The organism is Synechococcus sp. CS-205 (assembly GCF_025128255.1).
Classification (GTDB): domain Bacteria; phylum Cyanobacteriota; class Cyanobacteriia; order PCC-6307; family Cyanobiaceae; genus Regnicoccus_A.
The window spans coordinates 1-13,122 of sequence record NZ_JAHLZB010000032.1 but is presented as its reverse complement, the minus strand read 5'-3'; the positions used below and the strand labels follow the sequence as shown (position 1 = coordinate 13,122).

The window sequence follows — 13,122 nt, the reverse complement described above, 5'->3', positions numbered from 1 at the left end:
GCTCAGGCGGCCAGGCGGGCGGGTGGAGCATCCGGGGCATCCGGCGGCTTCAGCTGTGCCAGTGCCTGCAGGCGACCCCAGAGACCGTTCACATCGCCGGCTCCCATCACCAGCACCAGGTCGCCGGGTTGGCTGCGGCGCGCCACCTGATCCGCCAGCTGGTCGAGGGTGGCGCTCACCTGAAGGGGCAGTCCAGGACGGAGTTGACGCAGGCGACCGGCCAGGGCCTGGCTGTCGATCCCGGGGATGGCGGTTTCCCCAGCGGCATAGAGCGGGGCGAGCAGCACCGAGTCAGCCAGGGCCAGAGCGGCGGCGAAGGCGTCCAGGAATTCGGCCGTGCGGCTGTAACGGTGGGGCTGGAACACGGCCACCACCCGCCTGGGAGTTTTCGGCAGAGGGCTGCGGCCGCTGGTCACCATCAACCGGGCCATGTGCAGGGTCGCCTCCACCTCGCTGGGGTGATGGGCATAGTCGTCGACCACCTGGCGACCTGCCCAATCGCCCCGGAAGTCGAATCGCCGTCCGGGCGAGCGCAGGGTCCGCATCGCCGCAGCCAGGGCGGCGAAGGGTACGCCCTCCAGCCGGCAGGCCGCCAGGGCAGCGGTGGCGTTGCTGAGGTTGTGGCGTCCCGGCAGGGGCAGGCTGAAGCGCCCCACCAGCTCTCCGTTCTCGTAGAAGTCGGCCAGGGTGCCCCCGCCGTGTTCCTCCACCGCCAGGGCGGAGAAGTCGACGCCGTCGCAGCGCTCGATCGACCACCAGGCGCCGGGCTGAAAATGTTGGCGCAGCACCGGACAATCGGCGTTGGCGAGCAGGGATCCGCACCCTCCCGCGAAGCGTTGGAGGGTCTCGACCAGGGCCTCGAGATCGGGGTAGTGATCGGTGTGGTCGAGCTCGAGGTTGGTGATCAGTCCAAGGCTGGATCGGAATTTGACCAGGGAGCCATCCGATTCATCCGCCTCGGCCACCAGCAGGCGGCCCCGGCCGCTGCGGGCATTGCTCTGAAACGCCGGCACGATGCCACCGATCACGGCGGTGGGGTCCTGGTCGGTGGCCGCCAGCAGGGTGGCGATCAAGGTGCTGGTGGTGGTCTTGCCATGGCTGCCCGCCACGGCGATCGAGGGCTGTGCGTTGATCAGCGCCGCCAGCACGTCGGATCGGTGGCAGATCGTCAGACCGGCCTGGCGTGCCGCCAGAAGCTCAGGGTTGTCCGCCGGCACCGCCGTGCTGATCACCACCAGCGGCGGTGTTCCAGCACCAGCTCGAAGGGCTGCGATGGTGGCCGCCCCCTGTTGGCTGAAGACCCGCACCCCACGACGCCCGAGGGCTTCAAGCACGGGACTCTGCCGCGGATCGGATCCGCTGACCTGAAAACCCCGGTCGGCCAGAATTCCAGCCAGCGCCGACATGCCAATGCCGCCGACCCCGATGAAGTGGAGGGGAGCCCGGTGGTCGAGCAGCGGTCCCAAAAGCGTCTCCATGCGGACCCGAAGGTAGGCGTTGACGCTGCCGTTGTCTCTCCCCTTTTAACGCTTGTTTGGCTCTGCGGCTCGGGTGTGTCCTGGAGCCGGCAGCCCATTTCTGTATGATCGGCAGCCAAACTCCCCTTGTCAACGGGTTTCCCGTTCCTGCCATGACCCTGCGCGTTGCGATCAATGGATTCGGCCGGATCGGTCGCAACTTCATGCGTTGTTGGCTCAGCCGTGGCGAGAACACCGGCATTGAGGTGGTGGGCCTCAACGACACGTCTGATCCGCGCACCAATGCCCATCTGCTCGAGTACGACTCGATGCTGGGCAAGATTCGTGACACCGTGGTGGGTCACACCAATGACACGCTCACCGTCAACGGCAAGTCGATCAAATGTTTCTCCGATCGCAATCCACTCAATCTTCCCTGGAAGGACTGGGGTGTTGATCTGGTGATCGAATCCACCGGGGTCTTCATTGACACCGAGGGTGCCGGAAAACATCTCAAGGCTGGTGCCAGCAAGGTCCTGATCACGGCACCGGGCAAGGGCGAAGGAGTCGGCACCTTCGTCGTTGGTGTCAACGACGATCAGTACCGCCACGACGACTACAACGTGATCAGCAACGCCAGCTGCACCACCAACTGCATGGCCCCCCTGGTCAAAGTGCTGGACCAGGCCTTCGGGATCGTCAAAGGCACGATGACCACCACCCACAGCTACACCGGTGACCAGCGCATTCTCGATGCCAGCCACCGTGATCTGCGCCGTGCCCGTGCCGCTGCGATCAACATCGTTCCCACCTCCACCGGTGCCGCCAAGGCCGTAGCTCTCGTCTACCCCCCGATGAAGGGCAAACTGAACGGCATCGCCATGCGTGTGCCCACGCCGAATGTGTCCGTTGTCGACCTCGTGATGGAGGTGAGCCGTGGCACCAGCCGTGAAGAAGTGAATGCGGTGCTCAAGGAAGCTTCCGAGAATGGCATGAAAGGTATCATCAAGTATTGTGATTTGCCTCTGGTTTCCTCCGACCACGCAGGCACCGATGAATCCACAATCGTGGATGCCGATCTCACGCTGGTGATGGGCGACAACATGGTCAAGGTCATCTCTTGGTACGACAACGAGTGGGGTTACAGCCAAAGGGTCGTCGATCTGGCAGAGCTGGTGGCCAGGAACTGGAAGTGAGTCCCTGGTTCTGAGCGTTCGCTTGCCGGCCGCTCCCGTTCGGGGGCGGCTTTTTCGTGGGTCCCACCGCCCCAGCGGCCCGCCGGGAGGAGCATTGGCGACGGTTCAGTGAAAATGGGTGAAGCCTGCTTCTGGGTTCGCCAGGGGAGATCCCCCATCAGCCCAGCGCAGCTCTCCTGCCCCCCTGGTCAGTGATCCGATCCGTCGTGCTCCAGGCAGGGCAAGGATCAGCCGCTGGGCCCAGCCTGGGTCGAGGGCCAGCACCAGTTCGAAATCTTCACCGCCGTTCAGGCACCAGGATTCGGCTGCATTCAGGGCGGCCATCTCGTGATCGAGGGGCAACGCCTGCCGCTCCAGCAGGGCATCACATCCGCTGCCCCGGCCCAGCCATCCCAGGGCAGCCGCCAGGCCATCGCTGCTGTCGGTGCCTGCCACACGCCAGGGGAGGCCGCTGGGCCGGCATGCCGCCAGCACCTGCACGGCATCCAGCCGGGGCTGGGGCCTGCGGTGGGCCACCACGGCGCGCTCCAGCAGGGATGAAGAAGCCTGGCGCCAGTCAGGGGATGCGGCCGTGCGGGCCTCCTGGAGCAGTGCCGCCAGCCCCAGGCGGCTGAGGCCGTGGGCTCCCGTGCAGACCAGGGCATCGCCGGGGCGACCATCCCGCCGCCGGATCGGCCCGTCCGGCCCCAGCCGTCCCAGGGCCGTCAGAGAGAGCAGGCGCAGGCTGCCCCCGCTGCAATCGCCCCCGAGCAGGGTGCCCCCATAGCGGGCGAGGGCGGCACTCAGTCCCTGATACACCCCCTCCACCCAGGGCCAGGGAGTGGCCGCCGGTGCCACCAGGGCCACCGTCACCCCCAGCACCTCACGGCATCCCATCGCTGCCAGGTCCGAGAGGTTGGCCGCCACCGCCCGCCAGCCCACATCCGCGGCGGCCATGGTGGCGTCACTGAAATGCACCCCCTCCACCAGCACGTCGGTGTTCACCACCAGCGTCCGCTTCGATGGGGTGTCCAGCAGGGCGGCATCGTCGTCGAACTGTCCCGCAGGGGCATAGGCCCCCAGCCGTTTGATCAGTTCCCGTTCCCCCAGATCGGCCAGTGTGGGCGTGCCACTGGAGCCTTCAGGCATGGGGCCGCAGGTTATCGGCCCCTTCCACAACCGTCGCCCTGACGATGCCGTCGTCGGCGGTGAGCTCCTGGAGCACATCGAAGCCGTCGACCACGTACCCGAAGGCGGCGTAGCGGCCGTCGATCAGATTCAGGCCAGCCGGGGTGAGCTCCGCTTCGAACAGGAACAGGAAGAACTGGGAGGAGCCATCATCGAGGGCTTGGTCGGAATGGGCCCAGCCCAGGGTTCCCTTGGTGGCGAAGGGAAGCACAGGGGTGGCCTTGAACAGGCCGAGATCTTCGAACGTCTGGTTGTAGAAGGGCTGGCTCTGGCCCGGCACCATGATTTCCAGCGGCACATGCCGTTCCTGCCCCGAGCTGTCCAGGTAGCCGCTGGCGGATCCTTTCGGATCGCCGGTCTGAAGGACGTAGAAGTCCTCGGCGCGGATGAAGGGCAGGTCGTCGTAGAAGCCCCGCTGCACGAGGTCGACGAAGGCACCCGCTGTCAGCGGTGCGTTGTACCCATCCACCACGGCGGTGAGATCGCCCTTGGTGGTGGTGAGCTTGACGGTGGCGCGACCCAGCAGCCTGGGCAGGTCGGCGAACGCTTCGGGTATCTCGAAGGGGAACGGCCCCACCAGCAGGGCTTCCGCTTCGCCGATGGTGGTCAGGGCCCTGCGGCGAGTGGCGAGAAAGGCCTCACGGTTCTGCTGTTCGGCGGCTTCGGCCACGGCCTGCAGCTCGGATTCCAGGCTGGCGAGCAGGGCCTTGGCCTGGTCCCGCTGCTCGGGCTGGAAGGCCTCCAGCAGTGCGGCGCGGCGGCTGCTCAGCTGCGCCTGAGTCCTGCGGGCGTTGCCGGTCAGGGCGCTCCAGCGCTTGGCGCGCAGGTCGTCACTGCTGTCTTCAAGGCGATGCTGCAGCTTCTGAAGATCGGGTTGCTCGATCGGCAGGGCATTGCGCAGCAGGGCGGCAGGATCGGTGACGGCATTCCCCGGTGGCAAAGCCGCCGCCACCGGGACGACCCGGACGAGGCTGACGCCGCTGACCAGCACCAGCGCCAGCAGCAGGCTCCCCAGGGCCTGCCAGGATCCCCTGGGCCGCAGCGCTTGTCGGTGCTGAGGCGTGCGTTGGGATTCTGGTTGTAACCAACTCCTGTCCATGGCGTTCCTGCCGATCAGCGGGCGATCTGCCGTACTTCGGACTTTGGCACAGCTCGCCGGTGACCAGACCCAGGCCGGCGGAGGGGTTCGACGGCCAGCCGTACAATCCCGCTCACCCGTTCCGCCGGAATGATCTCGAGCAACGACTTCCGAACTGGCACCACCATCGAGCTCGATGGACAGGTCTGGAGGGTCGTCGAGTTCCTGCACGTCAAGCCCGGCAAGGGCTCGGCCTTCGTGCGCACCAAGCTGAAGGCCGTGCAGAGCGGCAACGTGGTCGAGAAGACCTTTCGCGCTGGCGAAACCGTTGCCCAGGCCCAGCTGGAGAAATCCACGCTGCAACACACCTACATGGAGGGGGAGGAGTACGTCTTCATGGACATGGCCTCCTACGAGGAGACGCGCCTTTCCGCCAAGCAGATCGGCGAGGGGCGTAAATATCTCAAGGAGGGCATGGAGGTGAACGTGGTGTCCTGGAACAACTCCCCGCTTGAGGTGGAGCTGCCCAACTCCGTGGTGCTTGAGGTCACCCAGACCGATCCGGGCGTCAAGGGTGACACGGCCACCGGCGGCACCAAGCCCGCCATCGTCGAGACAGGCGCCCAGGTGATGGTGCCCCTGTTCATCACCATCGGCGAGAAGATCAAGATCGACACGCGCAACGACAGTTACCTCGGCCGGGAGTCCTGATCGTCATGCAGCTCGACAACGACCAACTGCAGCAACTGCTCATCTTCCTGGAGCAGAGCGACATCCAGGAGCTGAAGCTCGAAGGTGACGACTTCCGCCTGGAGGTGCGCCGCAACCTTCAGGCTCCGGCCCCGCCGGAGCAAGTCCCTGCCCCCTTGCCGGCAGCAGCGGCGGCGCCCGCCCCGCCGGCCCAGGGCGCCGCCGCAGTCAGTGCCCCCTCCGCCCCACCGCCGGCCCCGCCGGCGCTCAGGGCCGACCTGCTGGAGATCACCGCACCGATGGTGGGCACCTTCTACCGCTCCCCGTCACCCGGTGACCCCCCCTTCGTGGAGCTCGGCAGCCGCATCAGCGTCGGCCAGCCGGTCTGCATTCTCGAGGCCATGAAGCTGATGAATGAGCTGGAATCCGAGGTCAGCGGTGAGCTGGTGGAGATCCTGGTGGAGAACGGCACCCCGGTGGAATTCGGCCAGGTGCTATTGCGGGTCAAACCTTCCTGACCTCCGCTTAACCCAGTTCCCAGGCGGTTTCCAGGGCCGCCACCATGCTGTCGGAGCGGGCCAGGCCAGCTCCGGCAATGTCGAACCCGGTGCCGTGATCCGGTGAGGTGCGCAGAAAGGGCAGCCCCAGAGTGGTGTTCACGGCAGCATCGAAAGCCAGAAGTTTGACCGGGATCAGGCCCTGATCGTGGTAGAGCGCCAGGTAACCATCGGCGCCCCGTCCCTCCCCCCGCCAGGCTGCCGCTGCCTCCAGCCAGCAGGTGTCCGGCGGTTGCGGCCCCCTCAGGGCCACCGTCGGGTGGCGCCGCCTCCAGCTCTCCAGCAGTGGGATCAGCCAGTCCTGCTCCTCCACGCCCAGTTGGCCGGCTTCACCCGCGTGGGGATTCAGCCCTGCCACCACCAGGCTGGGATGGGGGTGAAACCGCCGGCAGAACCCCAGAAGGACCTCCAGCTGCCGTTCCACCAGGGCGGGGCTCAGCGCCTGGGGCACCCGGGCCAGGGGGATGTGGGTGGTGGCCAGCAGCGTGTTCAGCCGCCAGGTGCCTCCGGGCGATCGGGCCGTGAACAGCATCGAGGCCTGTGTCTGCCCGCAGAGTTCCGCCAGTCGTTCGGTCTGGCCGGGGTAGCGATGGCCGGCGGCATGCCAGGCATGTTTTGCGATCGGCGCTGTGGTCAGCGCCCGGGCCTGGCCGCTGAGCACCAGATCCACCGCCGCATTCAGCCAGCCGAAGCTGGCGGCACCACTGACGGCCGTGCCCTGGCCAGGGGCGATCCACTCCCCCAGAGGTCTGTCGAGGATCGGGTAGGAGCCTGGATCCACCAGCGGTGCCCCCCCGCGGCTGCGCAGGTCCATGTAGGTCCGCTCCAGCCAGCGGCGACAGCCCACCAGCCGTACATCGGGGGTCACACCCCGTGCCTCCAGGGCTGCCAGGGCCTTGAGGGTCACCTCGGCGCCGATGCCGGCCGGATCTCCCAGGGCCAGGGCAATGGGCCCCCGTCCGGGTCCCTGCTTAGCGTGAAGGCCAGTGGCCTCGAGAGTCATGATCCGCTGGTTGCTTCTGGGGGGACTGGTGCTGGGCCTGGGTCAGGGTCTGCAGAAGGGTTGGGTGGTGATCGACTGGTGTCGGCTGAAGCGTGACCTGAGCATTCCAACCCTCAACGATCTTCAGCCGCTGGCGACACCGGTCTGTCCCGGGGATGGGGAGCCTGCCCCTCGCTGAAGATCCAGCTCCTCCAGCAGTGAGGCTTTGAACCCTTCCCGGTAGCTGGGGTAGCGCAGCCGGTACCCCAGCTCCAGGCGCAGCCGCCTGTTGCTGGTCCGGCGGTTCTCCCCCCAGAAGCTGCGGGCCATCGGGCTCAGACTCTCCTGGATCCGCTCATAGGGCTCCACGTCGGGCAGTTTGCAGTCCATCAGGTGGGCGGCATAGCCCAGGGTTTCACTCGATGGGCAGGGTCTGTCGTCCGCCAGGTTGAGCAGCGCCGGCCTGCTGTCCCCGGGCAGGGCGAGGTTGTGCAGCAGGCCTCCGACGATGTCAGCGACGTGGATGCGGCTGAACACCTGCCCGGGTTTGTGGATCAGGCGGCTGCTGCCCGCGCGCAGTCCGTTGAACGGGCTGCGTCCCGGTCCGTAGATCGCCGGCAGACGGAACACCTGCAGGGGCAGACCGCTGGCCCGCCAGGCCTGCTCGCAGGCCAGCCGTGCCCGGCTGCGGGGAAGTTTCGGAGCGGGGGTGTCGCTTTCCTGGACCCAGGCGCCGCCCCGATCGCCATAGACCCCGGAGGTGGAGAGGTAGCCCACCCACTGCAAGGGAAGGCCGACCAGGCTGTTCCCAAGACTCTCCAGAACCGGATCCTTGCCCTCGCGGTCCGGGGGAATGGTGATCAACAGATGGGTGACCCCCTCCAGGGCAGCAGGGTCGATTCCCGGCCTGAGCTGGCTGGCGAAGGGCACCGGCTGGATCCCCTCCGCGGCCGGGGGATCCTCACCGGGCCGGTGGCTGATCAGCACAGGCATCCCGGTCGCGGCCACGGCGGAGGCGAAGCGCTGGCCGCAGTAGCCGCCCCCCAGCACAAGCATCCGGCCGGAGGCTCCCCTCCAGGGGCCGCCGTTGACAGCAAGAGAAGTCATGAGTACACCTGTATCACTTCTCGGATCCGTTGATGGCCGCCTCTTGCTTCTCTACACCCCGTTCCCTCTCCTCCAGCCTGGTGCGTCCAGGCCAGGTCCGCCCCTGGAGTCGCCCCCGGGTCCTGGGGGCGTTCCCTCTGCTGGTGGTGGTCCTTGTGCTCACGGCCGCCTTGGTGGCGCCCGAGCAGCCCGAGCAGCTCGGGGCCATCTGCGCGCGCCATCACGGACCGGAGGCCTGCCGGGTCTGGTGAGCGGTGTGGCTCAGGCCGCCTGCAGGCTCAGGGCTGCAGCCTGGGGTGCTGGCGCCACCGCCGGCTCAGGGGTGGCCCATTGCAGCAGCCGAACGGCCAAGCGCAGGTCCCCATCCATCCAGGCCCGGATCGCCATCGCGCGGCGTGGGTCGTAGAAGCGCTGGCGCCTGTACCAATCGAAGGCGTCGGCGTCGCTCTTGTGGCCGTTGCAGGCCAGGCAGGCCGGAACGCAGTTCTCCGTCACGCTCAGCCCGCCGCGGCAGCGCGGCAGCAGATGATCGATGGATTCGGAGCGATTTCCGCAATAAATACAACGATGTTGAGTTTGTTTGTGCAGGGATTGTCTCCAGCGTCTGACGCGTAACTTTGGGCAGAGATCCTCAAGGAAGACCGCATCCCTGACCTGCATTCCCATGCCTCGGTTGCGGACAGTTTGCCCATGGCTTCTGGTCTGTCAATGTGTCGAGGACTTCAGTTTTTCAAGCTGATCGCGATGGGCTTGTTCGCAGGGCATCGCTGACTAGAATCCAGGTCCACGAAGCGCGGTGGTGCCCCTGCGAGCTTCGCGCACAACACCGTCGCGCTGTCTGCTGCGGCTTGGGTCCTGCGGTCTGATCGAGGTGATCTCCCCGTTCGATCCGGTCACCCAGGCCCAGCTGCGCAGGATCAGGCCGACGGGTCGCTGGCGTGCCCAGGCCCACTGCTGGGAGTTTCCCCTCGAGGCTGCAGGCGCGTTGCAGGAGCTGTTGGGGGCGCGCTTCGCCATCGAGCCCGACCTGGCCCAGTGGATCGCCTGGTTGCGCCAGCCGTTGCCCCCCCTGCCGCCGCACCGCCAGCTGGTGGCGGCGGCCCAGCTGGAGGACCCCCTCCCGGATGGGCGGCAGCTGTTCAGCCATCAGCGCACGGCGGCCCGTTGGTTGCTGGCTCGCCGCGGGGCGATCCTGGCCCACGCGATGGGCCTGGGCAAGACCCTCACGGCCCTGGTGGCGGCCCGGGCCCTGTCCCGCTGCGCGCACTGCCGCATCGCCGTGGTGGCCCCCGTGGGTCTGCATGGCCTCTGGCGACAGGAGGCCCTGGCCCTGGAGCTGGCTGTCGAGCTGTTCAGCTGGGCGCGGTTGCCGGCCGAGCTGCCCCCAGCCGGCACGGTGCTGATCGTGGATGAGGCCCACTTCGCCCAGAACCTGGGGGCGGCTCGCACCCGGGCGTTGCTGCGACTGGCCCGTCACCCACGCCTGCGGGCGATCTGGCTCCTGAGTGGCACTCCCATGAAGAACGGGCGCCCGGTGCAGCTCTTTCCCCTGCTGGCGGCGATCGATCACCCCCTCGGCCGGGATCAGCTCAGCTTCGAGCAGACCTACTGCCAGGGCCACTGGCGCGAACGCGGTGGGCGGCGCCACTGGCAGGCCAGCGGCGCCGAACGCCTGGAGGAGCTGCACCGGCTGATCAGGCCATTGCTGCTGCACCGGCGCAAACAGGATTGCCTTGACCTTCCCCCCAAGCGTCGTCTGGTCTGCCCTGTGGCCCTCAGCGCCAGCCATGCCCTGGGCTTTGAGCATGAGCTGCAGCAGCGCGTGGAGCACTACCGCCGGCGCGCGGCCAGGGGCGAGGTGCGCCGCGATGCCGAATCCCTGGCGATGCTCACCGCCCTCAGGCAGATCGGTGCTTCTTACAAGCTGCCGGCGGCCGAGGACCTGGTGACGGAGTTGCTGGCTGGCGGTTCATCGGTGGTGGTGTTCACGGCTTTTGTGGCCCCTGCCGAGCGACTGGCTGCGCGCCTGGGCGGTGCCCTGCTCACGGGCCGGCTGAGGCCGCAGGAGCGGCAGCGCCAGGTGGAGCGCTTCCAGGCCGGACGGGTGCCCCTGCTGGTGGCCACCTTCGCCGTGGCGGGCCTCGGCTTCACCCTGCACCGCGCCAGTCATGTGGTGCTGCTGGAGAGGCCCTGGACCCCGGGGGACACCGAGCAGGCCGAAGACCGTGCTCATCGCATCGGCATGGCTGGGCCCCTCACGGCCCACTGGCTTCAGCTGGGGGTGGCCGATCAGCTGGTGGATGGTCTGATCGCCAGCAAGGCCGAGCGGATCGACCTGGCTCTGGGAGGACGCCAGGCGATCCTGCGCCGTCAGGCCCTGCCCGCCATGGTGCGCCAGTTGCTGGAGGCCTGGTGATTCAGGGGGACGCCGCCGCAGGGATGTCGCGGCAGCTCTCCTGGCGCACCCGGATGTCGGTGACCAGCTGGGGATCGCCCTCCGGCGCCGAAGGCTTGCCGTCGGAGGCTGACCTGAGCAGGGCCGCGGCCTTCTCGATGTCCTGACAGGCCCTGCCGTGATCTCCCCGCAGGGTGTGCAGCACGAAGCGATCGCTGAGCGGACGGGCCGCACGAGGGAAGGTGTCCACCACCCGGTCACAGCGCTCCAGAGCCTGATCGAGCGCATCCACCCTGACCTCATCGAGGCATTGGTCCTCACGCAGCCGTGGCCCGTCCTTGCCCAAGGGCTCTGCGGCGCAGCCGCTGAGCGCCAGGACCAGCATCAGGCCCCAGCCCCGGAGCGCTCGACGCCCATCAACCTGGCGGGGATCAGTAGGAATAGCGGTCATGGCGTGTGGTTCCGCCGCCGCTGGGGAGGGGAACCGGCCCACCGGTGCCGCTGGCGGGGATGTCCGTCTGTAGGGGCGCCGGCTTTTCACTGCCGTACAGGGCGCCAAGGAACTGGCCGCAGTCGGGATAGGCATCGGGAGACTTGACCACGGCCTCGGTGATCATCACGGCGCCGTGCTCCGGGGAGGTCTTGAACAGACTGGCGCTCTGGCGTTTGATCAAGGCATAGGCGGCGGTCCAGCTCACCTCATGGTTGTTGCCGGCCTTGCGCATGAAGCAGTACACCTCTGCTCCTTTGTGACCCGGATCGCTGGGGTCAGGCTGGATGATCTGGCTGAGCTGCATGGGTTGGCTCAGCAGCGGCAACGGGCTGCTCAGGATCACCAGGGCAGGCGCCAGAACCGCGCGCAGAGCCGATCTCAGCCGGCGACCCCTGGCAATGTCGGCCGACGTCGGGCAAGGGCAGTGAGGACGGGGCGGCATGAATTCAGTCCGGGCAACCAGGCTTCGGGCACCAACGTATCGGTCGTCTCCGGACTGTCGAGGGGGAGTTCTCCGGTGGCTCACCTGGAGGAATGACCAGCTGTGAATGCCAGCACCAGCCTGATCACCACGGGCACCACCACCAGCACCGTGATCAGCCTCACCGCGTGCAGGGCGGCCACGGCGGCGCCGACGCCGAATTCAGCACCCACCAGGCTCATGCCGCTGATGCCACCAGGGGCTGACCCCAGCAGGGTGATGATTGGATCGATGCCCAGCAGTCGGCTGCTCCAGAGGCCGACCACAAGGCCGGTGGCCACCAGGGTGACCGTGATCAGCAGCGCCGGCCGCCACAGCTGCCGAAGTTCCGACAGGGCTGAGCTGGTGAGGCTGGTGCCGATCACTGTGCCGATGGCGATCTCCAGGCCGGTGCGCGTTCCAGGGGGCCAGTGGGCCAGATCCCAGCGTCCGCTCACGCTCACCAGGCCCGCGCCGAGCAGGGCACCCGCCAGGGGAGCGGCCGGGATGCCCGTGAGCAGGGCGACCAGGCCGCCCCCGAGGCCGGCCAGGAGGTAGATCGCCAGGGTGGCCAGGCTTGACATGCCCGCAGGTGACGCCAGGACAGCTCAGTCTGGGAGATGGGTTGAGCTGTGGGTGGTTCTGTGTTGTGATCGGCCTTCTTGGCGAAAAGGCCATGGCCCCTGAATCGGTGTCGTTCCGCATCACCCGCACCGCGGAGGATCTTGCCCAGACCGTGGCAGCGCTCTCGCACCGGCTGGTGCACCTCGAGCAACGGCTTGGACTCCTGGAAATGGCCGTGGAGGAGGGCCAGCGACCGGAGCCAGATCAGCTCCAGGCCCTCACCAATGTGGACGTGCTGCTGCGGGACTGCCGCCAGCTGCTGGAGACGTCTGCTCCTGAGGCGCCGTCTCCCCAGGTGGTGGCCGCACCTGTTGAGGTCCTCTCTCCCTCCCGCGATCTGGATCAGGCCGCTTAGCGCCGGAGATCAGGGCTGGATATCACGCGACCTGGCGGTTGGCTGGTTTCGGGTGGCAGAATGAAAAGAAAAACAACCATGGTCAACACTTACCCGGCCTGCCCCCTGCCCCGCTCCGGGGGGTCGTCGGCCCCGCAATCCGCCCCTCACCGCCCTGGGTACATCGAAGGTGGTCACCAGCTTGAGAAACTGGAGTTCGCTCTGGCCATCGCCATCAGCCGCGGCGACAGCAGCCGAGCCAGTCAGTTGCGCACCCAGATCGATGCCCTCGGTGATCCGGGTGAAGAGCCAGGCACCTGACACAGGGAACAGCAACACCCTGTCTGCATTTCTGTCCCTTTCGGGCCAACTTCTCCCACAAGCGATACAATGGGACCAGATTGATCAGTTGTTGTGCTTGCGGTTCAAACGCGATCATCGATCGCCATGTCACAGGGATCTGAGCAACGAAGCCAGTATCTCCGGGATGCGGCCGTGCACGAATCCCGGGCCCGGGCTGCTGCCCAGCGGGGTGATCTCACCGAAGCCGCACAGGCGCTTCTCAAGGCTCTGGACTGTGAG

At 67.4% G+C, this 13,122-nt stretch carries 17 protein-coding genes; 8 read left to right on the top strand and 9 right to left on the bottom strand.

The features are described 5' to 3' along the window. Positions 1–2: 2 nt before the first annotated feature. Complete coding sequence (murC, locus tag KQ297_RS08190) at positions 3–1,466, bottom strand: UDP-N-acetylmuramate--L-alanine ligase (protein ID WP_259739028.1); 1,464 nt, start codon at positions 1,464–1,466, stop codon at positions 3–5. A 164-nt stretch (positions 1,467–1,630) separates the two neighbouring features. Here murC and KQ297_RS08185 point away from each other — a divergent pair, with 164 nt between their 5' ends. Then, positions 1,631–2,653, top strand: a complete 1,023-nt coding sequence (locus KQ297_RS08185; RefSeq protein ID WP_259738986.1) for a type I glyceraldehyde-3-phosphate dehydrogenase — start codon at positions 1,631–1,633, stop codon at positions 2,651–2,653. A 105-nt stretch (positions 2,654–2,758) separates the two neighbouring features. Here the strand turns inward: KQ297_RS08185 and thiL are convergent, their stop codons facing one another. Beyond that, entirely contained in the window at positions 2,759–3,781 is a 1,023-nt protein-coding gene (gene thiL, locus KQ297_RS08180) for a thiamine-phosphate kinase (RefSeq protein WP_259738985.1), read from the bottom strand. Further along, a complete protein-coding gene (locus tag KQ297_RS08175; protein WP_259738984.1) occupies positions 3,774–4,919 on the bottom strand; it encodes a peptidylprolyl isomerase in 1,146 nt (381 codons plus the stop codon). The genes thiL and KQ297_RS08175 overlap by 8 nt, the downstream gene beginning before the upstream one ends. A 129-nt stretch (positions 4,920–5,048) precedes the next feature. On the opposite strand from KQ297_RS08175, the gene efp reads away from it, so the two are divergent. Together efp and accB are read left to right on the top strand one after the other, a co-directional pair. Further along, positions 5,049–5,609, top strand: a complete 561-nt coding sequence (efp, locus tag KQ297_RS08170; protein ID WP_259738983.1) for an elongation factor P — start codon at positions 5,049–5,051, stop codon at positions 5,607–5,609. Between the two features lie 5 nt (positions 5,610–5,614). After that, positions 5,615–6,106, top strand: a complete 492-nt coding sequence (gene accB, locus KQ297_RS08165; RefSeq protein WP_185464765.1) for an acetyl-CoA carboxylase biotin carboxyl carrier protein — start codon at positions 5,615–5,617, stop codon at positions 6,104–6,106. Positions 6,107–6,113: 7 nt separating this feature from the next. Here the strand turns inward: accB and pdxA are convergent, their stop codons facing one another. After that, a complete protein-coding gene (pdxA, locus tag KQ297_RS08160; protein ID WP_259738982.1) occupies positions 6,114–7,148 on the bottom strand; it encodes a 4-hydroxythreonine-4-phosphate dehydrogenase PdxA in 1,035 nt (344 codons plus the stop codon). Here pdxA and KQ297_RS08155 point away from each other — a divergent pair. Further along, positions 7,147–7,326 (top strand): hypothetical protein, encoded by a 180-nt coding sequence (locus KQ297_RS08155; RefSeq protein WP_185474775.1) that lies wholly within the window; start codon positions 7,147–7,149, stop codon positions 7,324–7,326. The two genes, pdxA and KQ297_RS08155, sit on opposite strands and share 2 nt — an antisense overlap. Here KQ297_RS08155 and KQ297_RS08150 read toward each other — a convergent pair. Continuing rightward, complete coding sequence (locus KQ297_RS08150; protein ID WP_259738981.1) at positions 7,272–8,234, bottom strand: SDR family NAD(P)-dependent oxidoreductase; 963 nt, start codon at positions 8,232–8,234, stop codon at positions 7,272–7,274. The genes KQ297_RS08155 and KQ297_RS08150 overlap by 55 nt on opposite strands. 32 nt (positions 8,235–8,266) lie before the next feature. Here KQ297_RS08150 and KQ297_RS08145 point away from each other — a divergent pair, with 32 nt between their 5' ends. Next, positions 8,267–8,485 carry a serine protease inhibitor gene (locus KQ297_RS08145; RefSeq protein ID WP_259738980.1) on the top strand — a complete coding sequence of 73 codons (219 nt, stop codon included), beginning with the start codon at positions 8,267–8,269 and terminating at the stop codon, positions 8,483–8,485. A gap of 10 nt (positions 8,486–8,495) precedes the next feature. Here KQ297_RS08145 and KQ297_RS08140 read toward each other — a convergent pair whose 3' ends face one another. Beyond that, a complete protein-coding gene (locus KQ297_RS08140) occupies positions 8,496–8,894 on the bottom strand; it encodes an HNH endonuclease (RefSeq protein WP_259739027.1) in 399 nt (132 codons plus the stop codon). A gap of 139 nt (positions 8,895–9,033) precedes the next feature. Here KQ297_RS08140 and KQ297_RS08135 point away from each other — a divergent pair, with 139 nt between their 5' ends. Continuing rightward, a complete protein-coding gene (locus tag KQ297_RS08135; RefSeq protein ID WP_259738979.1) occupies positions 9,034–10,650 on the top strand; it encodes a DEAD/DEAH box helicase in 1,617 nt (538 codons plus the stop codon). A 1-nt stretch (position 10,651) separates the two neighbouring features. Here the strand turns inward: KQ297_RS08135 and KQ297_RS08130 are convergent, their stop codons facing one another. From KQ297_RS08130 to KQ297_RS08120, 3 genes are all read right to left on the bottom strand, one after another. Next, entirely contained in the window at positions 10,652–11,080 is a 429-nt protein-coding gene (locus KQ297_RS08130; RefSeq protein ID WP_259738978.1) for a hypothetical protein, read from the bottom strand. Then, entirely contained in the window at positions 11,061–11,564 is a 504-nt protein-coding gene (locus KQ297_RS08125; protein ID WP_399251471.1) for a DUF6554 family protein, read from the bottom strand. The genes KQ297_RS08130 and KQ297_RS08125 overlap by 20 nt, the downstream gene beginning before the upstream one ends. A gap of 80 nt (positions 11,565–11,644) precedes the next feature. Further along, complete coding sequence (locus KQ297_RS08120) at positions 11,645–12,166, bottom strand: AbrB family transcriptional regulator (RefSeq protein ID WP_259738977.1); 522 nt, start codon at positions 12,164–12,166, stop codon at positions 11,645–11,647. 65 nt (positions 12,167–12,231) lie between these two features. Here KQ297_RS08120 and KQ297_RS08115 point away from each other — a divergent pair, with 65 nt between their 5' ends. Together KQ297_RS08115 and KQ297_RS08110 are read left to right on the top strand one after the other, a co-directional pair. After that, positions 12,232–12,561, top strand: coding sequence for a hypothetical protein (locus tag KQ297_RS08115; protein ID WP_311133991.1), 330 nt, complete (start codon positions 12,232–12,234; stop codon positions 12,559–12,561). A gap of 78 nt (positions 12,562–12,639) precedes the next feature. Then, entirely contained in the window at positions 12,640–12,861 is a 222-nt protein-coding gene (locus KQ297_RS08110) for a hypothetical protein (protein WP_259738976.1), read from the top strand. Positions 12,862–13,122: the final 261 nt, after the last annotated feature.